The sequence below is a fragment of the Anaeromassilibacillus sp. SJQ-1 genome, assembly GCF_046693725.1.
Taxonomy (GTDB): domain Bacteria; phylum Bacillota; class Clostridia; order Oscillospirales; family Acutalibacteraceae; genus Anaeromassilibacillus.
This window is the reverse complement of record NZ_JBKEIV010000034.1, coordinates 128,055-149,608: the sequence shown is the minus strand read 5'-3', so window position 1 is coordinate 149,608 and position 21,554 is coordinate 128,055. Positions and strand designations below refer to the sequence as shown.

Annotated in this window: 21 protein-coding genes, 1 pseudogene and 1 other annotated feature (1 of these 23 only partly in view); of the genes and pseudogenes, 10 read left to right on the top strand and 12 right to left on the bottom strand. The window is 47.1% G+C overall.

What is annotated here, in order from left to right:
• Position 1: 1 nt before the first annotated feature.
• From dapA to ACGCCZ_RS08235, 3 genes are read left to right on the top strand one after another with little or no spacing between them, the layout of a single operon-like run.
• Entirely contained in the window at positions 2–889 is an 888-nt protein-coding gene (gene dapA, locus ACGCCZ_RS08245; protein ID WP_054322975.1) for a 4-hydroxy-tetrahydrodipicolinate synthase, read from the top strand.
• Between the two features lie 28 nt (positions 890–917).
• Positions 918–1,670 carry a 4-hydroxy-tetrahydrodipicolinate reductase gene (dapB, locus tag ACGCCZ_RS08240; RefSeq protein WP_082402036.1) on the top strand — a complete coding sequence of 251 codons (753 nt, stop codon included), beginning with the start codon at positions 918–920 and terminating at the stop codon, positions 1,668–1,670.
• Between the two features lie 13 nt (positions 1,671–1,683).
• A complete protein-coding gene (locus tag ACGCCZ_RS08235) occupies positions 1,684–2,139 on the top strand; it encodes an ACT domain-containing protein (protein WP_054322976.1) in 456 nt (151 codons plus the stop codon).
• A gap of 75 nt (positions 2,140–2,214) precedes the next feature.
• Here ACGCCZ_RS08235 and sigG read toward each other — a convergent pair whose 3' ends face one another.
• Complete coding sequence (gene sigG, locus ACGCCZ_RS08230) at positions 2,215–3,015, bottom strand: RNA polymerase sporulation sigma factor SigG (protein WP_085534543.1); 801 nt, start codon at positions 3,013–3,015, stop codon at positions 2,215–2,217.
• Positions 3,016–3,186: 171 nt separating this feature from the next.
• Positions 3,187–3,717, bottom strand: coding sequence for an inorganic diphosphatase (locus tag ACGCCZ_RS08225; protein WP_054322977.1), 531 nt, complete (start codon positions 3,715–3,717; stop codon positions 3,187–3,189).
• A 210-nt stretch (positions 3,718–3,927) separates the two neighbouring features.
• Between ACGCCZ_RS08225 and ACGCCZ_RS08220 the strand changes: the two genes are divergently transcribed.
• From ACGCCZ_RS08220 to ACGCCZ_RS08195, 6 genes are all read left to right on the top strand, one after another.
• Entirely contained in the window at positions 3,928–4,206 is a 279-nt protein-coding gene (locus tag ACGCCZ_RS08220; protein WP_054322978.1) for a YlmC/YmxH family sporulation protein, read from the top strand.
• 171 nt (positions 4,207–4,377) lie between these two features.
• Positions 4,378–5,118, top strand: a complete 741-nt coding sequence (rpsB, locus tag ACGCCZ_RS08215) for a 30S ribosomal protein S2 (protein WP_054322979.1) — start codon at positions 4,378–4,380, stop codon at positions 5,116–5,118.
• 96 nt (positions 5,119–5,214) lie between these two features.
• On the top strand, positions 5,215–6,132 hold the full coding sequence (gene tsf, locus ACGCCZ_RS08210) for a translation elongation factor Ts (protein ID WP_054322980.1): 918 nt from the start codon (positions 5,215–5,217) through the stop codon (positions 6,130–6,132).
• Positions 6,133–6,322: 190 nt separating this feature from the next.
• A complete protein-coding gene (locus ACGCCZ_RS08205) occupies positions 6,323–7,678 on the top strand; it encodes a CCA tRNA nucleotidyltransferase (protein ID WP_411655761.1) in 1,356 nt (451 codons plus the stop codon).
• Between the two features lie 46 nt (positions 7,679–7,724).
• Positions 7,725–8,225, top strand: a complete 501-nt coding sequence (locus ACGCCZ_RS08200) for a DNA-deoxyinosine glycosylase (protein ID WP_054322981.1) — start codon at positions 7,725–7,727, stop codon at positions 8,223–8,225.
• A 646-nt stretch (positions 8,226–8,871) separates the two neighbouring features.
• On the top strand, positions 8,872–10,182 hold the full coding sequence (locus tag ACGCCZ_RS08195; RefSeq protein ID WP_054322982.1) for an alpha-amylase family glycosyl hydrolase: 1,311 nt from the start codon (positions 8,872–8,874) through the stop codon (positions 10,180–10,182).
• Between the two features lie 193 nt (positions 10,183–10,375).
• Here the strand turns inward: ACGCCZ_RS08195 and sigE are convergent.
• From sigE to malQ, 10 genes and pseudogenes are all read right to left on the bottom strand, one after another.
• A pseudogene (gene sigE / locus ACGCCZ_RS08190) lies at positions 10,376–11,141 on the bottom strand (RNA polymerase sporulation sigma factor SigE).
• A gap of 58 nt (positions 11,142–11,199) precedes the next feature.
• On the bottom strand, positions 11,200–12,027 hold the full coding sequence (locus ACGCCZ_RS08185) for a sigma-E processing peptidase SpoIIGA (RefSeq protein WP_054322983.1): 828 nt from the start codon (positions 12,025–12,027) through the stop codon (positions 11,200–11,202).
• A gap of 174 nt (positions 12,028–12,201) precedes the next feature.
• Positions 12,202–12,465 (bottom strand): spore coat protein, encoded by a 264-nt coding sequence (locus tag ACGCCZ_RS08180; RefSeq protein ID WP_054322984.1) that lies wholly within the window; start codon positions 12,463–12,465, stop codon positions 12,202–12,204.
• Positions 12,466–12,478: 13 nt separating this feature from the next.
• Positions 12,479–12,661: a spore coat protein gene (locus ACGCCZ_RS08175; RefSeq protein ID WP_054322985.1), complete on the bottom strand. Its 183-nt coding sequence runs from the start codon at positions 12,659–12,661 to the stop codon at positions 12,479–12,481.
• Between the two features lie 205 nt (positions 12,662–12,866).
• Positions 12,867–13,277: a type II toxin-antitoxin system PemK/MazF family toxin gene (locus ACGCCZ_RS08170; RefSeq protein ID WP_411655760.1), complete on the bottom strand. Its 411-nt coding sequence runs from the start codon at positions 13,275–13,277 to the stop codon at positions 12,867–12,869.
• A 240-nt stretch (positions 13,278–13,517) separates the two neighbouring features.
• Entirely contained in the window at positions 13,518–14,009 is a 492-nt protein-coding gene (locus tag ACGCCZ_RS08165; RefSeq protein ID WP_411655759.1) for a hypothetical protein, read from the bottom strand.
• A gap of 15 nt (positions 14,010–14,024) precedes the next feature.
• A complete protein-coding gene (locus tag ACGCCZ_RS08160) occupies positions 14,025–15,560 on the bottom strand; it encodes an NAD(P)H-hydrate dehydratase (protein WP_082402039.1) in 1,536 nt (511 codons plus the stop codon).
• 72 nt (positions 15,561–15,632) lie between these two features.
• Complete coding sequence (gene acpS, locus ACGCCZ_RS08155; protein WP_054322988.1) at positions 15,633–16,007, bottom strand: holo-ACP synthase; 375 nt, start codon at positions 16,005–16,007, stop codon at positions 15,633–15,635.
• Between the two features lie 143 nt (positions 16,008–16,150).
• The gene (locus ACGCCZ_RS08150) at positions 16,151–18,505 is read right to left on the bottom strand and encodes a glycogen/starch/alpha-glucan phosphorylase (protein WP_411655758.1); all 2,355 of its coding nucleotides are present in this window, start codon (positions 18,503–18,505) and stop codon (positions 16,151–16,153) included.
• Positions 18,502–19,974: a 4-alpha-glucanotransferase gene (gene malQ / locus ACGCCZ_RS08145; RefSeq protein ID WP_411655757.1), complete on the bottom strand. Its 1,473-nt coding sequence runs from the start codon at positions 19,972–19,974 to the stop codon at positions 18,502–18,504. The genes ACGCCZ_RS08150 and malQ overlap by 4 nt, the downstream gene beginning before the upstream one ends.
• Before the next feature lie 354 nt (positions 19,975–20,328).
• Between malQ and ACGCCZ_RS08140 the strand changes: the two genes are divergently transcribed.
• Complete coding sequence (locus tag ACGCCZ_RS08140; RefSeq protein ID WP_054322990.1) at positions 20,329–21,321, top strand: LacI family DNA-binding transcriptional regulator; 993 nt, start codon at positions 20,329–20,331, stop codon at positions 21,319–21,321.
• 60 nt (positions 21,322–21,381) lie between these two features.
• Positions 21,382–21,554: a binding site (T-box leader), on the top strand (it continues 63 nt past the right edge of the window).

Here is a 21,554-nt window from a genome sequence, read left to right as displayed (position 1 = left end):
TATGAAGAAACTCATCTACACCGGTTCTGGCGTTGCGCTGGTCACTCCCATGCATAAGGATGGCTCCATCAATTACGAAAAGTACGGGGAGTTGATCGAATTTCAGATCAGCCACGGCACGGACGCGATTATCGCCTGTGCGACAACAGGTGAATCCCCTGTCTTGAACCACGAAGAGCACTGCAAGGCGTTGGAATATGTCATTCAAAAGGTAAACAAGCGTGTTCCCGTTATCGCCAGTACAGGCAGTAACGATACGACCTATGCAGTACAACTTTCTCAGGAAGCAGAGCGTATGGGTGCAGATGCGCTTCTCTCTGTGACACCCTATTACAATAAAACATCCCAAACAGGTTTGATACGGCATTATACATACATTGCAGATCGCGTTCATCTGCCGATGATCCTCTACAATGTCCCTTCGCGTACAGGCTGCAACATTAAACCGGAGACCTATTTGGAACTCTCCAAACACCCAAACATCAATGCAGTTAAAGAGGCCAACGGGGACATTTCTTCGGTAGCTAAGACGATTGCCCTGTGTGGGGATGATCTTTACGTTTATTCCGGAAATGACGATCAGACCCTTCCGATGCTCGCTTTGGGTGGTAAGGGCGTTATCTCGGTGTTTGCCAATGTCTTGCCGCAGGAGATGCACGATCTATGCGCTTCGTTCCTGTCCGGGGATGCGGCTAAGAGCCGTGAGCTTACACTGAAATATGTGGAATTGATGAACGCTTTCTTTATGGATGTCAATCCCATACCCGTTAAAGCTGCGATGAATGAAATGGGCTTTGACGTAGGCGACTGCCGGATGCCTCTGACAACAATGAGCGAACCGGCGCTGAATCAGCTCCGGACCATTCTAAAAAAATATCAGCTGATCTAAACGAAGATCACCTTTGGGAGGATAAAAAATGACCAGGATTCTTCTCTGCGGATGCAACGGTAAAATGGGCCGTGTGATCGCCGCATGTGTCAAAGAACGGGAAGATTGTAAAATTGTAGCCGGTATTGACCTTCACACAGATCCCTTTGGGGATTTTCCTGTCTATGCTGCTCCTGCCGATGTGCGGGAAGAAGCAGACGTTGTGATCGATTTCTCCCATCCGGCCTTGCTCACCCCCCTGTTACAGTTTGGCTTGGAGCGTAAGCTCCCTTTAGTGCTCTGCACAACTGGTTATAACCATGAACAAGTGAATGAATTGAAGCAGGCATCTCACAAAATCCCTGTCTTTTATTCTGGAAACATGAGCTTGGGGATCAATCTTTTGATTGAACTCTCTAAAAAAGCGGCGCAAATTTTGGGCGAAGATTTTGATATTGAAATCATTGAGAAACACCACAATCAAAAAATCGACGCCCCCAGCGGTACGGCACTCATGATTGCGGACGGCATTTCTTCCGTCGAGGATCACCGTATGACTTATATGTACGATCGCCATTCCCAACGCAAAAAGCGCGATAAGAATGAGATTGGAATGCATTCAGTGCGCGGCGGAACAATCGTTGGAGAGCACGAAGTGATTTTTGCTGGACCGCATGAGGTCATCACCCTTTCTCATTCCGCACAATCAAAGGAGATTTTTGCCAATGGCTCCATCAATGCTGCCGTATACCTGGCAAAACAGCCCGCCGGACTCTATAATATGTCTGACTTATTAAAGTAAAGGGGATACGATTATGGAACAATCGGTTATCACAACCCTCAGCGACATCACTCTGGTCAATTTACAGAATTGTCCAGTGGCGCTCACCTCCATTGCAAAGATCTTTCAAAAAATCTCGGATTTGGGCGTGAATGTGGATATGATTTCCCTGGCGCCTACGCACGGAGCATATACCACCATCTCGTTTACCATTGATGACGAAGATCTTGGTAAAATTTTAAAATTCACCTCTGCCCTATACGACAATCACGATATTAAAACCATCGTCAGCAGTGGGAACTACAAGATTGCGGTGTATGATGAACATATGAAAAATACGCCCGGAATCGCGGCCAAAATTTTGAAGGCTGCGGCGGATGTCAATACGGACATCCGCCTCATCAGCACCTCCGATGTAGAGATTTCCATGCTTGTAACAGCGGCTGATTTCGAGCAAACATTGGAATCAATTGAAAACCAAATTGGTTAAGGCATCCCTATGTGTTACATCAAAAGGGGTTCCGCAGTCCGATTTTCAAAAATCGGACTGTGGAACCCCTTTTCTTTAAATATCCCTTTTTATTTTTCCCAACGCCCCTTTTTCCAAGCGAGAGACCTGCGCCTGGCTGATACCAATTTCCGAGGCAACTTCCATCTGGGTTTTCCCCTGGAAAAAACGCATGGTTAAAATACGTTTTTCCCGATCACTTAGATCGCTAATCGCTTCTTTTAGAGCAATTTCATCCAACCAATTGTTGTCGTCGTTGTTGTCGCCCACCTGATCCATCACATAAATGGTATCTCCCCCATCCGAAAAAACCGGTTCATATAGGGATACCGGCTCCACAATGGATTCCAACGCCAACACCACATCTTCCCGTGGAAGATCCAGCGCCTTTGCGATTTCTTCAATCGTGGGTTCCCGATTGTTCTGCGCGGTCATCTTTTCTTTCACCTGCATCGCCTTGTACGCTGTATCTCGCAGGGATCGGCTGACACGAATGCTGTTGTTGTCGCGCAAATATCTGCGGATCTCTCCAATAATCATCGGCACGCCATAGGTAGAGAACCGTACGCCCTGATTCATATCAAAGTGGTCGATTGCTTTGATAAGCCCAATACACCCCACTTGAAAAAGATCGTCTAAATTTTCCCCGCGATTTGTAAATCGCTGGATAACACTGAGGACCAACCGCAGGTTTCCATTAATCAATTCTTCCCTTGCCTGCTTATCCCCTTCCTTGACACGGCGCAGCAGTTCTGTTTTTTCCTTTTCCGTCAAGACTTTGAGCTTTGCAGTATTTACTCCACAGATGTCCACTTTGTTGTACACAGCACATTCCTCCCATCCGGCTTTCGCAATCATTATTGCCATGATCGGGTGGGAACATGCACTGGATAGGAAGGAAAAAGCAAGTGGAGTGGCTTGTTTTTGACATTGCAAACCGGGGAAAAACCACGTGTGCTGTGGCTTTTCCCCGGTTTCAAACCCATTTAAAAAATTTTTATAGAAGCGTACTTGTCCAATGAAACAACATCAACGACAATAGTTTTCCAGATAGCTTTCGATGCTCTCTTGAATGATTTCTTTTGCACGATCAACGCTGCAAACGTTGTCGATCGCCGTCGTTTTCCCCTCAAGTGCCTTATACACGGAAAAGAAATGGGACATCTCATCAAAAATATGGGCCGGTAACTCGCTGATATCCTTATAGCCGTTGTAGGTCGGGTCATTAAATGGAATCGCGATAATCTTTTCATCCTTATGCCCATTGTCTTCCATACTGATTACACCAATCGGATAGCAACGTACCAAGGACAAAGGATGGATATTTTCCGAACAAAGCACCAAAACATCGAGTGGATCGTGGTCCTCTGCATAGGTTCGTGGAATAAATCCATAATTTGCTGGATAATGTGTGGACGTGTACAGGATACGGTCCAAAAAGAGCAATCCCGTCTCTTTATCCAGCTCATATTTGGCCTTACTTCCCTTTGTAATCTCGATAACTGCACAGAAATCGTCTGTTTTTATGCGTTTTGGGGAGATATCATGCCAGATATTCATTCCGATTCCTCCTTCAGTTCGCCGGTACAAATCCCGGCTATATTTCTTTTATATTGTATCATTTCGCATAAAAAGAATCAAGAAATTTCCCGGAAACCTTATACAAATTCATTAAAAACAGATTTCCTAATGGGTTATATCTGTTTTCTGCATTTGAAAAAATGTTTGTGCATACATATGAAACGATCAGTAGTGCAGGAGGAATGTTCCATGAATTGCAGAATCGCGGACATGCGGCATAAGGAGGTTATCAATACAAAGGATGGCACACGTATTGGTTATGTGTGCGATGTGGAGATCGATACCGTCACCGCACGGGTTCTTTCCCTTGTCATTTATGGCCGGCTGCGTTTCTTTGGCCTGCTCGGCCGTGAGGATGACATCATCATTAAGTGGCAAGATATTGAAGTCATTGGTGACGAAACCATTCTGGTGTGTTATAATGACTTTTATCGAGTGAAAAAGAAACCGCGCATGTTTGGAAGTTGACCGTTATCCGGCAACATTCTGAAAAAATCTTGCAATCTCTGTCTGATTGTGGTATAATAATGCGCGCAAAACACACGCCAGCGTTGGACGAACCGGTGCTTTAGAGAGCTTTCTCTGAGGTTCTGCGTCTAAAATAAAACGCGGCGGAGGAAAAACCAAGGAGGATTTATCATGGCAGTTGTATCTATGAAACAGCTTTTGGAGGCCGGCGTCCATTTCGGCCACCAGACCAGAAGATGGAACCCGAAAATGGCTCCCTATATCTTCACCGAACGCAATGGTATTTATATCATTGACCTGCAGAAGACCGTTAAGAAGCTTGAGGAAGCATATAATTTCATCCGCGAGCTTTCGATGGAAGGCAAATCTGTTTTGTTTGTCGGAACAAAGAAGCAGGCCCAGGAATCCGTTCGCGACGAGGCAGAGCGTGCAGGCGCTTATTTTGTAAACGCAAGATGGTTGGGCGGCATGCTCACCAACTTCCGCACCATTCGCCGCAGAATTGACCGTTTGAACCAACTCAAGGCAATGGAAGCCGACGGCACGTTCGATCTTCTTCCGAAGAAGGAAGTTACGAAGCTCCAACTCGAAATCGAAAAGCTGGAAAAATTCATGGGCGGCATTAAGGATATGAAGCAGCTCCCAGGCGCTCTGTTCATTGTTGACCCGCGCAAGGAGAGAATTGCTGTTGCTGAGGCAAAGAAGCTCGGTATTCCGATCGTTGCAATCGTTGACACCAACTGCGATCCGGACGAAATCGACTATGTCATTCCGGGCAATGACGACGCAATCCGCGCTGTCAAGCTGATTTCTGCTACGATGGCAAATGCGATCATCGAAGGCAGAGAGGGCCAGATGGGCTCTGCTGAGGCACAGGAAAAAGAAAATGAGGCCGAGGAGGTCGCGGGCTAATCCAGTAGGATTCCCCCATCAAATCAGTAAAACAATCGATCAAAAAGCGCCGGGAGGATATTCTCCCGGTGCGTTTAAAAAACGGAGGGATAATCAATGGCTGCTTTTACAGCAAAAGACGTTGCAGCGCTTCGTGAGAAGACAGGCTGCGGAATGATGGACTGCAAAAAGGCATTGACCGAAGCAAACGGCGATATGGATGCCGCGATCGACTTCCTGAGAGAAAAGGGCCTGGCTGCTGCCACCAAGAAGGCTGGCCGTATTGCAGCAGAAGGCGTTGCCTATGCCTGCACCAATGAAGCTGGCAATGTTGGCGTTGCAATCGAAGTCAATGCAGAGACTGACTTTGTTGCAAAGAACGCAGATTTCCAGAACTTTGTAAAGACCTGCGCCGATACGGTTATGGCACAGAATCCGGCGGATGTTGATGCTCTGTTGACCTGCAAGGCAGCAGATTCCGAGCTGACGGTCGATGAGCTCCTCAAGGAGAAAATCCTCACCATCGGCGAGAATATTAAGATTCGTCGTTTCCAGCGTTTTGAGGGCACAGTGGTCTCCTATATCCATGGCGGTGGCAGAATTGGCGTCCTGGTGAAGTTCGAGACTTCTCCGGAAGTTGCTGCAAAGGAAGGTTTCCAGGAGTACGCAAAGAACATTGCTATGCAGGTTGCTGCGATCAACCCGTCCTATCTGGACGAGGCTTCTGTTCCGGCCGACGTTGTTGAGCATGAGAAGAAGATTCTCACAGAGCAGGTGATTGAGTCCGGTAAGCCGGCCAACATTGCTGAGAAGATCGTCGTGGGTAGACTTGGCAAGTTCTATAAGGAAGTATGCCTTGTGGAGCAGGCTTATGTAAAGGACGGCGACCTGTCTGTTAAGCAGTATACGGAGAATACAGCTAAAGAACTCGGCGGCGACATCAAGATTGTTGCATTTGTACGCTTTGAGAAGGGCGAAGGCCTTGAGAAGCGCGAGGACAACTTTGCAGATGAAGTTGCCAACATGATTAAATAATTTTTCGTGATTGCAATAGAGACAGCGCGGAGATTTTCCGCGCTGTTTTTTATTTCAATAAAAAGGAACTCTTTTATTATTTAATCAATGGGCACCCCTACCAATCGGAAAGTTTCTTCTCTTATTCCGGTTAAAGCTATCTCTTTTAAGAAAAATTCGTTATAATAAGCATATGGAAAGAGGTGATATTATGCCATCATCCAGGCGCCGCGCATCCCGAAAAAGAAATTCGATTCTTCCCATTCATCCACCGAAACAGGTGCTGCGCCTGATCGACCGGCTGCAAAAACATGGCTTTGAGGCCTATGCGGTGGGCGGATGTATCCGCGACAGTTTACTAGGGCTTTCTCCAAACGATTGGGATCTCACTTGTTCGGCGCATCCAGAAGAGGTAGCCCAAGCCTTGTCCGATTATCCGGTCCTTCCCACCGGTCTGCAACACGGTACTGTGACGGTGTTCATCGACGGTCTATCCGTAGAAATTACAACCTATCGGGTGGATGGTGCCTACTCTGACGGACGGCATCCGGATTCTGTATCTTTTTCTAGGAATCTTCTGGACGATTTGGCCCGTCGAGATTTCACAGTCAATGCCATTGCCTACCATCCCAATCGGGGGTTGGTCGATCCATACAACGGTTTGCACGATCTACACAGCCGTACATTGCGCTGTGTAGGTATGCCAGAACAGCGTTTTCAGGAAGACGCACTTCGAATTCTTCGTGGGCTTCGCTTTGCCTCTACTTTAGGATTCACCATTGAAAAAAAGACTGCTTATGCAATCTTTCAGCAAAGGGATCTGCTCAATCGGATTGCTGAGGAGCGCATTCAAGTGGAATTTTCCAAGCTTTTGTGCGGCCGGGACGCGGAACGAATCTTACGGAAATATCAACGGGTCATTTCCGTTTTTCTTCCCGAAATTACCCCCATGGTCGGATTAGAGCAACACAGTCCCTACCACATCTACGACGTATGGGAGCATACGCTTCATGCGATTTCTGCGATAGAACCGAAACTAGAACTGCGGCTTGCCGTTTTACTGCATGATATTGGTAAGCCACAATGTTTCTCTATGGATGCTAAAGGAGTCGGACACTTTTATGGGCATCAAAATCTGGGTGCAGACATCGCCAAAACCATACTCACTCGCCTCCGTTTTAGCAATGAGATCGTCCGAACCGTCTATACTTTGGTCAAATATCACGATGTGTCTATCACCGATGAAGACGTTCGTATCAAACGTTGGTTAAATCGACTGGGAGAACCTGTTTTCCGTATGTTGCTGGCTGTTAACCAGGCAGATACGGCTGCTCACTCCCCCGCCGCTGCTCTGCGCATGGAAATGATTGAACGGGAAGCCGTAGCTCTCAATAGAATTCTCGCTGAACAGGCTTGCTTTCAACGCAAAGACCTCGCTATAAAAGGACAAGATCTTTTGCAGCTCGGTATCCCAGAGGGGCCAGAAGTGGGCCGGATTTACAGGAACTTCTGGATGCCGTATTGGAGAACCGATGTGCCAACCAGTATGAAGACCTTCTTGCCGTAGCGAAACAACTCTATTCGATGCCTTCCCAGCCAAAGGAGGAATAGGCTTGCCAGAATATGTACAGCATACATTGGCGCCTCTCTTTGATAAAAATTCCAAAGTCTTAATACTTGGCACAATGCCTTCTCCCAAAAGCCGAGCCTTTGGTTTTTATTACTCCCACCCACAAAATCGCTTTTGGCGTGTTCTGTCGGATGTATTCCAGCAGGCTTTGCCGGTTACAAATGATGAAAAGGCTGCTTTCTGCCTATACAATCATATTGCGCTTTGGGATGTGCTAAAAAGTTGCTCGATTGAAGGCGCTGACGATGGAAGTATCCGAGAACCGGTTGCAAATGACCTATCCCCCTTGTTACAAAGTGTTCCTATCCGTACCATTTGTACAACAGGCACAAAAGCAGCCGCTCTTTACAAACGCTTATGCTTGCCCTCCACCGGACGGCCAGCCCTTGCACTGCCCTCCACGAGTCCGGCCAATTGCCGTCATTACCCCTACACACGACTCGTTGAGGCCTACGCTATTTTACCGGACTTATGTTTTCCTTAACACCACTTTTGATAGAAGAGGGTGTCCCAAAACTACGAATCTTTCGATTCATGGAAAAGGGGCATCCTCTTTTGTTTGGAAAAATATCTGCGTTTCTAAAAAACGAAGAGATTCTTCCATCATTTCATGACCATTCGGACATCCTTTTCTAGTTTCCTTTCATTAAATCTTTCGATCAAGGTTATCCGCCCAATAGGGAAACATCGTTGCAAACCCCTGAATTGGTTAAAGAAAAGACATATTTGTTGCTAATCTCCATTTAATGAAATCATGCAGGAGGGTAAAAAAGGCTATAGTCGAGAATAAAATATCCCCGTCAATCGCCCTTCCTCCGCATGATCTCTATTGTTCCAAAATAAAAGGCCATAACAGGGCGCTGTGGTTGGTATCCAGATAGTCTCTTGAATATTACAGGGAAAACCTGGCGTGAGATGTTCCGTTTGTCACAGTTCTCATTTGTAGCTTCTGGTTCATTATACTTATGTTTTTCGTGACATTTTCTATTTTTTATTGTATAATAGTAACAGTTCATATAAAAATATATTCTCTATAATTGTGCGATCTGAGCTTGTTTGCCGCTGGAAACAAGCTCTTCTTCCCCTTCCTATAAAAATTTTTTCGTCAGCGGAGATTGGAGTTTTTTCTGATGTGGGCTTATGAGAGTGTTTTTTATCAGATTTATCCCCTCGGCTTCTGTGGGGCTCCCAAACAAAACGATGGTATCCTCACACCGCGCATCCAGAAAGTGACCAGCTGGATTCCACATATTTTAGACTGTGGAGCCAATGCAATCTACTTCTCTCCCCTATTCGAATCGGACGCGCATGGGTACGATACACGTGATTATCGTAAGTTGGATTGCCGCCTTGGTACCAATGAGGACTTTGCAGCCGTGTGTAGAGAATTACACCAAAACGGAATAAAGGTCGTCCTTGACGGTGTTTTCAATCATGTGGGGCGTGGCTTTTGGGCCTTTCAGGATGTTTTGAAGCATCGCGAAAATTCACCTTACAAAGATTGGTTTCATATCAATTTTGGCGGTAATGATGGCTATAACGATGGCTTGTGGTACGAAGGTTGGGAAGGCCACTATGAACTGGTAAAGCTAAATTTGCGCAATGAAGCTGTCATCGACCACCTCTTTTCTTGTATTCGCAGTTGGGTAGAGGAATTTGATATCGATGGTTTACGCTTGGATGTCGCCTACTGTGTAGATCGAGATTTTCTTCGCCGTCTACGCAGTTTTTGTGATACATTGAAGCCGGACTTCTTCTTGGTGGGAGAGATTCTTGGCGGGGATTACAACCAGATTATGAACGATCAGATGCTTCACAGCGCCACCAATTACGAATGTTATAAGGGGTTGTTCTCCAGTTTGAACTCCATGAACCTGTTCGAAATCGGCCATTCCCTTTTGCGCCAATTTGGGCCGGAAAATTGGACGCTCTACAAGGGAAAACATCTTCTTAACTTTGTGGACAATCACGATGTTGTCCGAATTGCGAGCAATTTGACAAATGAAAAACATCTTCCCATTATTTATGCGTTGCTGTTCGGTATGCCAGGTATCCCCTGCGTTTATTATGGCAGTGAATGGGGAGCTCTTGGGAAAAAGGAACATGGCAGTGACGATTCTTTGCGCCCTTGTTTTGAAGAACCGCAAAGTAATGCACTGACAGAATGGATTGCAAGATGTGCAAAGGCGCACAAAGAAAGCCAAGTACTTTGTTACGGCAATTTTCAATCTGTCCTGTTGACCAATAAACAGTTTATTTTTGAGCGTTCTTATGAGGGAAAGCGCGTTTTAGTTGCAGTCAACGCGGATAGCGAGGCATACGATGCCCATTTTAACGCCAATGCTGGCCGGGCACGCGACTTGTTGACCGGAGAAATGCACGATTTTGGCGGGGGAAGCAAGCTCCCACCCTACAGCGCCGCGTACTGGGAGATCGATTGATTGAGTCAAAATCCGATTGCAATCTGAATGATACACTTCACAATATTGAACGATTCTGTTAAACCGTTATGTAGAATAGCCTTTTCATACAATATAGTTTAAAACCGATCTCTTTTAAGAGGACTCTTACGCAAATAAAACCACCCACACGGGATCAAATGATCCTGTGTGGGTGGTTTTTCAGAATGGCCCCTTAACTTACACGCTCCAAATCTTTGCGCAAGCGTTCAATAATGCGCTTTTCCAGACGCGATATGTAAGATTGTGAGATTCCCAGGCTATCGGCCACCTCCTTTTGCGTATGCTCTTTGGTATGATTTAGCCCAAAGCGAAGTTGCATGATCTTCTTTTCGCGTGGCGCCAAATGTTCCACCGCATTGAGCAATAGATCACGCTCCACCTCTTGCTCTAGTCCGTGGTTTACTGTATCCTGTTCACTCCCCAAAATATCTGAAAGCAATAGTTCATTTCCATCCCAGTCCACATTTAGCGGATCATCAATGGATATTTCATTTTTCTGTTGAGAGCTTTTTCGCAGGTACATTAGAATTTCATTCTCGATGCAGCGGGATGCATAGGTCGCCAGCTTAATTTTCCGTTCCGGACAAAAAGTATTGACCGCTTTGATTAAACCAATGGTTCCAATTGAGATTAAGTCCTCCACGTTTGCTGTACTCAGACTCAAATTTCTTTGCTATGTATACAACCAGACGCAGATTATGAGTAATCAACGGCTCACGTGCGTTTTGTTTTCCCTCCATGATGTTTTCCATCACCGTTGCTTCCTGCTCCGCTGTAAGGGGCGGCGGTAAGGTCTCTGGTCCATTGATGTAATGAATTTCTCCCCGTATCCGAAATCGGAACAACAAAAACGACCATTTTTCTTTCAACCAATGAAATAGGTTGTTTACTTTTGTTTGAAACACGTACTCCCCTCTTTGCCGCTGCCGCTTCGGCATATGTACTGTTTGTTCCATCTGTCCACGGCCAAATTTGAACCGATGGAATGATCCGAATTTAAGCCAACAGGTCCGGATGAAGCAACGCATCGAATTCCCCATTGGAAAGGGATTCCGGACATACAGCAATATAAACATCCTTTGTTTCGATATGGCGTTTTCCCATAGAGATCGTCAACTTTTCTGGGCGAAATGCAGAAAGAATCCCTTCACCGCCCACAGCCCCATAGGGTACTAGGCGAAAATTTGTCTGTTCCCTCTGCTGGAGTATCTCCGCAGGAAGGACCGATTCCTGTACCACAACCACCGGAAACCCTGAAAACGGCTCTGTTAAAGTATTTCCTGTGTCCACCTTTGCCGTACAGTGTATTTCCTTTCCTTCACAAAACACGGCGATGGGGCAAAGAAGTGTTTCCGATTGTTGTCTACCAGTTATTCTTTGAATAAAGCGAATTGCAAAATAGCAAATCACCGTTGTTACCAGCAAAAATAACGGCGAGACGTCAAAATAAACCACAGAATTTTTAATCAGCAATCCCTGCGGGGCTATAAAATACCAGAGGCAAAGCATAAACCCCGCAAAGGCAAAGCTCGTCAAATAAAAGCCGGCTAGGGACCGCAAAAAGAGTTTCCAGCCCTGTAGAGGGAATGCAGCCCAGATGATGGTAGCAGACATCAATAACTTGATAAACAGAGCCAAGATCGAAGGAAGTTCGGGTAGAAAGATGCTCAGAGCATAAAATGCCCCCAATGCAGCTCCAGCAATCATCCGTCCGCGCCGTACTGGAAGATGTAGGAAGCGTGCGACTGCAAGCAACAGAAAATAGTTGATGAACAAGTTTACACCGATCAATACGTCTATGTATACGGTCTGCGTGTGTCCCATCCCCCCTTTTTTCCAAGCCGTTCTTTTTCAAGCGGCTCTTTTATTATAGCGGTTTGTTTTTGCTATTTCTGTCAAAAACAGAGGGAACCATTCTGTCTAATTTGGCAGTAACGTAACAGGGCCAACCCAAAGTAATTTCTTTTGGGTTGGCCCTGTCTATAGAAAGGATTTCTTTTATGATTGAGGATTTGCGTTCTGGAATTTTTGTTTTGCCTGTTGAATTTTTTGCTGCTGCGCCTGCGGTGTTGGATACCAGCCGCGTTTTTTCATCTCATCGAATACATCTGCCTGAATCTGATGTTCCTCATTGAGGATATTCATAAATTCATCGCGGATATTCGGTGTAGCGCATTCATTGGCGAAGGTATTGTACATCTCAGTAATAAATTTTTGCGAAGCTAAGACATCGTCAAATACTTCTTTTTCCTGCATAGCCATAGTCAATCCCTCCCTAGTTTAAAAAGCTCAAGAGCTTTTCATAGTGGGTTTGATGTTTTCCCGCGATTGCATTGCACTTCTGTTTAAGTTCCGGGTCTGTACACTGTTGCGCATACTCTTTGCACTTGGCAATGAGCAATTTTTCGCTGCTAAGCTGATCTTCAATGGCAGAAAGTTCCTTTTCCGTCAACGCCATTTTGAAACACATCCCTTCTTTTTGATACCGCTAAGCTATCAGCGGCGCTTCCTATGCGGATTTTCCGCATTTGCTTTCCTAACGCCTCCCCGCAAAGAACGGTAGCGTGTCCTTTATTTTTCGATCTGTACACCGAGATTATACTCTTGTACAGACGAATCAAAATTTTCAAATCGGGCTACCTAGCGCCGTCATACGGCAATATCTATGTAGCCCGTCGAACGGTTTCGGTGCCGCCCAGCCCAAAACTGATGCTGAGTGCCTGGTCCACCTGTTCCATCGAACGGCGGTCGATGCGCCCCATGCGTTCCTTTAAACGATGCTTATCGATGGTACGCACTTGTTCCAATAGGACTACCGAGTCCTTTGCCAGCCCGGTGTCCTCCGAATGCAGCATAATATGCGTCGGAAGGTTTGCTTTGGCCCGTTGGCTGGTGATGGCTGCTGCGATGACGGTCGGGCTAAACCGGTTTCCAACATCGTTTTGAACAATTAGCACCGGGCGTACTCCACCCTGTTCAGAACCGACGACAGGGCTTAAATCGGCATAGTAAATATCGCCTCTTCTAATGTTCACACTTTTCACTCTCCGAATACAAGGATATATTCCGCTCATGAGCTTATCTGTATTTTTGACAGGGGTTTCCGAGATTATTCGCTTTGAAAAATTCTCTGTCAAAAAACTTGTCGTGCTCGTTATCATAATATTAGAAGAGTGAGGTAGTGGACACAAAAACAAATTTTGGATCGATTCCAGCTCATTTTTTGAGGCTTAAAAGAAAAAACGCTGCTCATCCGTCGATGAACAGCGTTCTATTTTTATTTGACCACCAGCATCCGCTCTGCCGGCGGATCATCAGAGGAACTGTGCCATAAAATCCTTTTGAGGAATCGCGAGGGACAAAATCTGCCCCGTCTCTGGATCGGCTGTAAGAGAGAAATCACATCCGTCAAAGGACCCATGATAGGTATGATCTTCTTCGACTGTCAATACATCTGGACGGCAGGCATAATCCAATACCTGCTGCAAGACCAACGCAAAATTGGTCTGTGGCAGTGTGCAGACCTCGCTTTGCGCTTCCAACCCTGCATAGGCGACGCTGAACCCCTCGCCGCTCCAATAGTAGTCCATCCCAGCCAGATCTTCCGGCTGTAAAATCGAGACACGCAGGATTCCAGGGCCAGTGCGATTGACTTCACAGGTAACCTGTGTTTCCCCCGATGTGATCGCCGCTCTACAAGAGATATTGAACACTAAGTCTGCGGGTTCCAAGGGCTGCGTGGGTACGGTACATGCGGACAATAGGAAAGCAAGAAATGGAAATAGGAACAGCGCAGTCCTGCGCATGGACAACCCCCCGGTCTATCGTTCAATTTCTAAAAACAGCTCCGGAAGCTTTTCAATCATGTCCGAAGGCAACATCGCACATTTGGACAAGCGCTGTGCACAGCGATCACCAGCCATACCATGCAGATATACGCAGCCCGCTGCAGCTGTCAATGGCTGTACTCCCTGCGCAACGAAGGAAGCAATCATTCCTGCTAGAACATCGCCGCTTCCCGCCTTTGCCATACCGGGATTCCCCGTAATATTGAGAAACGCCTTTCCCTCCGGAGAAACTGCAATCGTGCCAGCCCCTTTGAGCACCAAAGTCACATGATGTTCCGCAGCAAAGCTGCGGGCATATTCCAAACGGTGTGCCTGAACATCCGCCACATTTGTTTTTAACAAGCGAGCCATCTCGCCGGGATGCGGCGTCATAACAACCGGTCCCTTTGCTGTTTTCAAAATATCTATATGCTCCGCAAGGATATTTATTCCATCTGCGTCGATTACCAGCGGGCATTTTGCTGTCGCCAGTAGTTTTGTAACCAAAGCTACTGACGCGGCAGATTTTCCAAGACCACAGCCGATGAGGCAAGCGGTTGACCGTGAAAGGAAAGCCAACAGATTGCGCTCACTTTCCCCGGAAAGCGCCCCGTTGGGCAGATGATTCAATAACGTGTAAACCGGCTCCACCACCTGAGAAGCTACAATGGGATAAATAGTCGAAGGAAGTGCAACATTTACCAATCCTGTCCCGCAGCGGATCGCCGCCTTTGCACTCAATACAGCCGCACCAGCCATCCCTGCGCTGCCACATACACACAATAAACGGCCATAGCTCCCCTTATTGCTCTCTGGTTTACGCGGCTTTACCATGGTGCGCGCTACATTTTGCTCCGTTACCTCCAAAGTCGTCGGCTGACGGTTCACCAAAGCGGCTGTTATCCCAACTGGTACGACGGCCACCTGTCCACAATACGTCTTGCCAGGCTGCAATAGATGAGCATTTTTCAACGTAGTAAACGAAACCGTATAATTCGCTCGGATACATTTCCCCTCAATCCCACCGGTATCACAGATCACACCGCTGGGAATATCCAAAGAAATCACCGTTGCTGTACAGCTCTTCACTACAATAAACAACGGATGTAAATATTCTGGAACCGAACCATGAAACCCAATTCCATAGATTGCATCCACAATGAAATCCGCTGAAGAAAGCATGGGTGCAATGATTTCAGGGGTTTCCAGATAATCGACTGTCTTGACCGTTGTTCCGGAGAGTTTTTCAAACATCTCCCGTGCAATCTCCGTGCCGGGCTGTCCTTCGGTTAGAACCACGATCACCTTAGCTCCCAATTCTGCAAGGTGGCGTGCTGCCACAAAGCCATCGCCGCCGTTATTTCCTTTTCCACAAAGCACCACTACGCGCTTCTGATCGACTGGAAAACGCTTTTTAATAAACCGGGCCGCTGCCGCGCCTGCATTTTCCATCAGCTGCAAATAACTAACTCCCGATCGGACGGCGCTCTTTTCCAGATTGCGGGTCTGTTCCGCATTCAATACCTTCATGTATGTACCTCTCCTTTTTATCCGGACTGCTTTGGGTGCAATAAAACCATTATATTTTTCCCAATTCAAATATCAGGAATCCACAGACGCTTGCCCAATGACCACAGCAGATGCATACTCTTTTGTGTGGGTGACACTTACAGAAAACACCAAACCACGCTCGCAAACAATGCGTTGCGCTTGCCCGCTCAAATGCAGGCTGGGCTCCCCCAAACTCCCGCGCAACAACTCTACTTCCCTGAGAGAAAAACCGCGCACACCTGTTCCCAACGCTTTGGCAAAGGCCTCTTTTGCACAGAAAGAAGCTGCCGCACTCTGCGCGGAAAATCCGCGCTCCTGCAAAAAGGCCCGTTCAGCGGGTCCAAATACCCTTTCACAAAAACGCGGATTCTGTATGGATTTTTTGATTCGCTTGACCTCAACCAGATCGATCCCAACCAAAAGCATGTGCGGTACCCTGCCTGTCTGGTATGGCCCGCACAAATCCATCTGCGCAGGCCATACGAATTGATTTTATAATTGTACCATATTCCAGTGATTTTTACAATTCCTGGTTTTTATTCAGTCCGAATTTGCTGAATAAAAGCATTTTAAGTCGTATGAGAGGCCTCACCGATCTGCCAGATCTCCTTGGCATATTCCACAATGGTCCGGTCGCTGGAAAACTTCCCTGCATTGGCAGTGTTCACAAAGCATTTGCGGATAAACTGCATGCGATTGTCTCGATAGTCCGCGTTAACCTGTAACTTTGCATCACAGTACGGCAAGAAATCAAGCAACAGATAATAGTGATCCGGTTTATGCCAACTCGCCCCCTTGAGCAGAGAATCATACAGCTCTTGGAACATCCCTGTGCCGCCGTCACTGAACGTCCCATCGATTAAGGTGTCCACCACTTTACGTATGCGCGGATAAGTCTCGTAAACCATTCTGGGATCATAAACTGTTTCGACCTGCTGAAGCTCTTCTACTCGCGCGCCGAAGATGTAGTTATTTTCCTTGCCTGCCTGCTCTACGATTTCAACATTTGCTCCATCATAGGTGCCAAGTGTGACCGCGCCATTGAGCATAAACTTCATATTCCCAGTACCGGAGGCCTCGGTCCCAGCCGTTGAAATCTGTTCCGAAACATCCGCAGCTGGAACTAATTTTTCTGCATAGGAGACATTGTAATTGGCCACAAACAAGACTTGGAGCCGATCCTTTGTCTCTTCATCGTGGTTGACCAGTTTCGCAATCTCATGGATATATTTAATTACCCCTTTTGCACGGTAATATCCCGGAGCAGCCTTTGCCCCGAACAGAAAAACCGTTGGATAAAAATTCGAAATTCTTCCATCCTTAAGGCCAAAATAGATGTCGAGAATGGAAAATGCATTCAACAGCTGCCGCTTATACTCATGAAGACGTTTCGCCTGAATATCAAAGAGAAAACGCGGGTCCAGGCGAACCCCCTCATGTTTTTCTATATAATCAGCCAACTGCTGCTTTTTCAGCTGCTTAATTTCAGCAAACTGCTGTAAGGTCTCCGGATCATCCCAAAACGCTTCCAATCCCTTCAACTTTGAAAGATCTGTCACCCAACTGCCTCCGATTTTATCCGTGATAAAACCGGAAAGTTCCTGGTTGCACAGGGCCAACCATCGGCGCTGGGTAATTCCATTGGTCTTGTTGTTAAAGCGTTCCGGATATAGACGATACCACTCGTTAAGAGCTGTATTTTTGAGAATTTCCGTGTGAATTTTCGCCACACCATTGGTGGAGTGTGTGGCAAAAATCGCCATCCGGGCCATATGAATCATGCCACCGTCCAAAATGCGATAAGGCTTTTGATCCTCTCCACGGATCCCCCGATGATCGAGCTCCTTCTGTAGAGCCTTGTCAATCAACACCACATAACGATATACCTGAGGGACCACCGACTTAAACAGACGTACATCCCACTTTTCCAACGCTTCCGCCATAATGGTGTGGTTGGTGTAGGCAAAAGTCTGCCGTACAATCTTTAGAGCGCGTGCAAAGGGGACCCCTCTCTCTGATAATAGACGTACCAATTCTGCAATGGAGATCACCGGATGGGTATCATTCAGCTGAATGGCGTATTCCTCCGGAAACGCAGAGAAATCCTCGCCATGCTTTGCCTGGTATTTTCGCAGAAGATCTTGAAGGGATGCACTGGAGAAAAAGTACTGCTGTTTTAAGCGCAGACGCTTCCCCTTGTCTGTATCATCGTTTGGATACAAAACGCTCGAGATCGCCTCAGCCTCATCTCGCTCAAGCACGGCACGGTCATATTTCTGTTCATTGAACAGCTGAAAATCAAAGCCATGGATGGGTTCAGACTGCCAAAGGCGAAGTGTATTGATTCGTTTTCCGCCGTATCCAATAATAGGCGTATCGTACGGAACCGCATATACCCGCTGATTTTTAAAGTCGATCCGGACCTTCTCGCTTTCTTTCCGGATGGACCAAGGATCGCCAAACCGCTGCCAGTCATCCGCTGTTTCCCTCTGGAATCCATTTTCAAAATACTGCTTAAACAGGCCGTATCTGTAGCGGATTCCATACCCATCCAATGGGAGATTCTGCGTTGCGGCTGAATCCAAAAAACACGCGGCCAAACGGCCCAAGCTGCCGTTTCCCAACGCCGCGTCCTCAATATCTTCAAAGATCGAAAGCTCGATTCCGTTCTCATTGAATAGCTCTGCGAGCTGATCGAGCAATCCTAGGTTCAACAAATTGTTGTAGATCAAGCGGCCCACCAAAAATTCGGCAGAAAAATAGCACGCCCGTTTCTCCTTCAAAGGCTTTCTCCAGTCAGCGGCAACCGCCTTCATAACCGCTTTGGAAACCGCATCATACAGTTCTACGGTACTGGCCTCTTGGATGTTCTTTCCATAGTCCAATTCCAGCGCCTCGCATATATCGTTTTTAAAGGTGTTCATTGCTTTCCCCTCCTGGTTATCTTCCATAGATCTCTGCCAATCCGCAGAGCCAATCTGCAAGCTCGTCGGTCAGCTGCTCCTTCCACCAAGCGCCAACGCCAATTTCCTCCCAGCGTAGATGGGAAGTTCATCCGGGCACTGTTTGGTAGGAACAGAAGATCCTGTATCTGGTATAAAACCGTATTGGCCACACTCGCATAACCCGCCACGATCATTGCCTTTGGAATATCTTTACGGCGGTGGACCTGTAAATAGCGCATCGCATAGCGCGCATCCTTGCCCTTCTTTTCCACATAATGCCCCACCAATGTCTCATTATCATGCGTTCCGCCATAAATAGCCATATTCTGAGAATAATTGTGCGGAAGGTGCTCGTTTTGGGCATCTGAATCAAAGCCAAACTGCATCACCTTCATACTGGGGTACCCCGCCTGCTTCAGTACCTTGCGCACCTCTGGAACCAAGGCGCCCAAATCCTCTGCAATAATCTTGGACGTTCCCACCGCCGAATCGATCGCCTTGACCAGCTTGATTCCCGGCCCTTGCCGCCACTCTCCCCGTGCGGCTGTCTCTGCGCCGTAAGGGATGGCATAGTAGCGTACCGTCCCAATGAAATGGTCAATGCGAATGACATCATACAGGCGCGCTGAATGGGCCATGCGCGCTTTCCACCAGGCAAAGTCTGTATGTTCCATCTCCTCCCAATCATAAAGAGGATTTCCCCAGAGTTGACCGGTTTCAGAAAAAGCGTCCGGGGGAACACCTGCTACACATGTTGGCCTGTGTTGCGCATCGAGCTGGAATAATTCTCCGTGAACCCATACGTCTGCACTGTCCAATGCGACGTAGATGGGGATGTCCCCGATAATCTGTACACCGCACGCCTTCGCATAGGCGCGAACACGATCCCACTGCTGATAAAACTGGAATTGGCAGAATTTCCAAAAATTCCGCTCCTCTTCCAAAAGTGCAGACCAGATTTCCACCTCTTCCGCATCCCGCATACGAATCCGCTCGGGCCAGAGAAGCCATTCTTGTCCGTGGAACGAGTCCTTCAACGCCATGTAAAGGGCATAGTTCTCCAGCCACAGGGCTTGCTCCTCACAAAACGCTTCGTAGGCCGGTGTTCCGATGTGCTTGCTCCTTTGAAATGCCAACCGCAGAACTTGAAAACGCGATTGGTAGAGCTTTGCATAGTCCACATCATCCGGGGCTTTCCCCCAATCAAACTCCTTGATCTCTTCCTCTTGCAGCAGTCCTTCTTCACAGAGTGTATCCAAATCAATGAAATATGGATTTCCCGCAAATGCAGAAAACGACTGATAGGGACTATCGCCGAAGCTGGTCGGCCCTACTGGGAGCACCTGCCAGTACTTTTGCCGCGCCGCCTTTAAGAAATCCAGAAATGTAAATGCCGCTTTGCCCAACGTACCAATCCCATACGGGGACGGTAAACTGCTGACCGGCAATAAAATACCCGCTCCTCGGGGTAATTGTTTGCTTTTATTTGGCATAAAATCACCTAAATCACGAAAATATTCGAAATCTTGCCAGAAAATATGATAGCAAATCTTCTTGGCAATGTCAACCAATGCACTATCTCTTCGTTGGGAATTTGTTGTGAAATATAGCTGTTTTTTTGATATAGGATTGAATACTCTTCCGCAACCAGATCACCATCCGGCAATCCATGGAAAAAGCTCTTGCAACCCCGCTTTAGGCACGATATACTAAAAGAAGTTTTTTCCAACCATACCAAAAAGAAACGATGCGGCTTTCTGCTGTTTTTATTGAAATCATTGATTTGTCAGGGAGGTGATGCCGTGGCGACGATCAAAGACATTGCAAAAAAACTCGGTATTGCAACCAGTACAGTTTCCAAAGGGTTAAATGGAGCCAAGGACATCAGCGAGGAAACCCGTCAATTGGTGCTGGATACCGCTGTGGAGATGGGGTATGCTGTCAAGCGCGTCCAACGAAAAGGGACACACAAGGTCTGTATTTTAATTGAAAATATGGAGTACAACAGCATCGACCAATTTGGCTATGAGATTATTGTCGGATTTAAGTTGGCAGCAGCACGCCGTCACTATGATGTCACAGTACTCCCCACCAATCTCAATATGCAAGTAGAGGAAAAATATGACTCCTTCATGCTAAAAAATGGTTTCAGCGGCGCCTTTTTGCTCGGATTCGCCCTACATGATGATTACATCTCACAGATCCATAAAACCAGCGTTCCGACAGTCCTCTTCGACAACATCATCCAAAACCGGCATGTGGGAAGTGTTGGTACGGATGGCTACGAGGGAATCGAGTTGGCTGTCCGCCTTTTGGCAGCTGGTGGACATAAGCGTATCGCACTTCTAAACGGTGCCAAGAACAGTATGGTTACACAAGAGCGGCAGGAGGCCTTCCTAGAATCGATGGAACGCCATAAACTGACAGTAGACCCTTCTCTCGTACAAAATGGATGGTTCGTCGCAGACTGCGCCAAACAGCATGTCGCCCATTTTCTCGAACAAGGAGCAACCGCGATTGTCTGTGCCAGCGACTTAATCGCGTCCGGGGTGATTGCGGAACTGAAGCGCCTTGGAAAACGTGTGCCGGAAGATGTCAGTGTCACCGGATTTGACGATTTACCCATTGCGCAACATCTGTGTCCAGCCCTCACCACGATCCGGCAAGATCGGGTCTCTCTTGGTAAAAGCGCGTTTATGCTTTTAGAGGAACTCATCGGAGGGGTCAGTATTGGCAAGCTTCTTTTGCGCCCAGAGCTGATTATTCGGGAATCGACCGGGCCATGTCCAGAATAAGAAGCGCTGAAAATTCCACAAAAAAGCTTGTATTTTTTCAAAAAAGATGCTATATTAAAAAATAACGCAAGGAAAAAGGAAAGTAGCTTTTCCCCCAGCAGACAGAGAGGGCGCGCCACCGGCTGTAAGCGTGCTTGTGCATGAGAAAAGAGAAGTTCCCTTTGGAGCGGCGCGGTTGAAGGAGTTCTGGTAGGCCGCGACGGTGGACCCCGTTATCGGTCAAAAAGCTGCAC

Excerpts from the sequence above, each read along its gene's own strand:
- acpS (WP_054322988.1), bottom strand. The coding sequence starts at position 16,007 with ATGCTTTTGGTTGGGATCGATCTGGTTGAGGTCAAGCGAATCAAAAAA.
- ACGCCZ_RS08195 (WP_054322982.1), top strand. The coding sequence starts at position 8,872 with ATGTGGGCTTATGAGAGTGTTTTTTATCAGATTTATCCCCTCGGCTTC.
- ACGCCZ_RS08175 (WP_054322985.1), bottom strand. The coding sequence starts at position 12,661 with ATGGCGTTGACGGAAAAGGAACTTTCTGCCATTGAAGATCAGCTTAGC.
- ACGCCZ_RS08160 (WP_082402039.1), bottom strand. The coding sequence starts at position 15,560 with ATGAAGGTATTGAATGCGGAACAGACCCGCAATCTGGAAAAGAGCGCC.
- ACGCCZ_RS08165 (WP_411655759.1), bottom strand. The coding sequence starts at position 14,009 with ATGCGCAGGACTGCGCTGTTCCTATTTCCATTTCTTGCTTTCCTATTG.
- rpsB (WP_054322979.1), top strand. The coding sequence starts at position 4,378 with ATGGCAGTTGTATCTATGAAACAGCTTTTGGAGGCCGGCGTCCATTTC.
- ACGCCZ_RS08225 (WP_054322977.1), bottom strand. The coding sequence starts at position 3,717 with ATGAATATCTGGCATGATATCTCCCCAAAACGCATAAAAACAGACGAT.
- ACGCCZ_RS08185 (WP_054322983.1), bottom strand. The coding sequence starts at position 12,027 with ATGGGACACACGCAGACCGTATACATAGACGTATTGATCGGTGTAAAC.
- ACGCCZ_RS08220 (WP_054322978.1), top strand. The coding sequence starts at position 3,928 with ATGAATTGCAGAATCGCGGACATGCGGCATAAGGAGGTTATCAATACA.
- tsf (WP_054322980.1), top strand. The coding sequence starts at position 5,215 with ATGGCTGCTTTTACAGCAAAAGACGTTGCAGCGCTTCGTGAGAAGACA.
- ACGCCZ_RS08170 (WP_411655760.1), bottom strand. The coding sequence starts at position 13,277 with ATGAGCGGAATATATCCTTGTATTCGGAGAGTGAAAAGTGTGAACATT.
- dapB (WP_082402036.1), top strand. The coding sequence starts at position 918 with ATGACCAGGATTCTTCTCTGCGGATGCAACGGTAAAATGGGCCGTGTG.
- ACGCCZ_RS08150 (WP_411655758.1), bottom strand. The coding sequence starts at position 18,505 with ATGAACACCTTTAAAAACGATATATGCGAGGCGCTGGAATTGGACTAT.
- ACGCCZ_RS08180 (WP_054322984.1), bottom strand. The coding sequence starts at position 12,465 with ATGGCTATGCAGGAAAAAGAAGTATTTGACGATGTCTTAGCTTCGCAA.
- sigG (WP_085534543.1), bottom strand. The coding sequence starts at position 3,015 with ATGATTGCGAAAGCCGGATGGGAGGAATGTGCTGTGTACAACAAAGTG.
- ACGCCZ_RS08205 (WP_411655761.1), top strand. The coding sequence starts at position 6,323 with ATGCCATCATCCAGGCGCCGCGCATCCCGAAAAAGAAATTCGATTCTT.
- ACGCCZ_RS08235 (WP_054322976.1), top strand. The coding sequence starts at position 1,684 with ATGGAACAATCGGTTATCACAACCCTCAGCGACATCACTCTGGTCAAT.
- dapA (WP_054322975.1), top strand. The coding sequence starts at position 2 with ATGAAGAAACTCATCTACACCGGTTCTGGCGTTGCGCTGGTCACTCCC.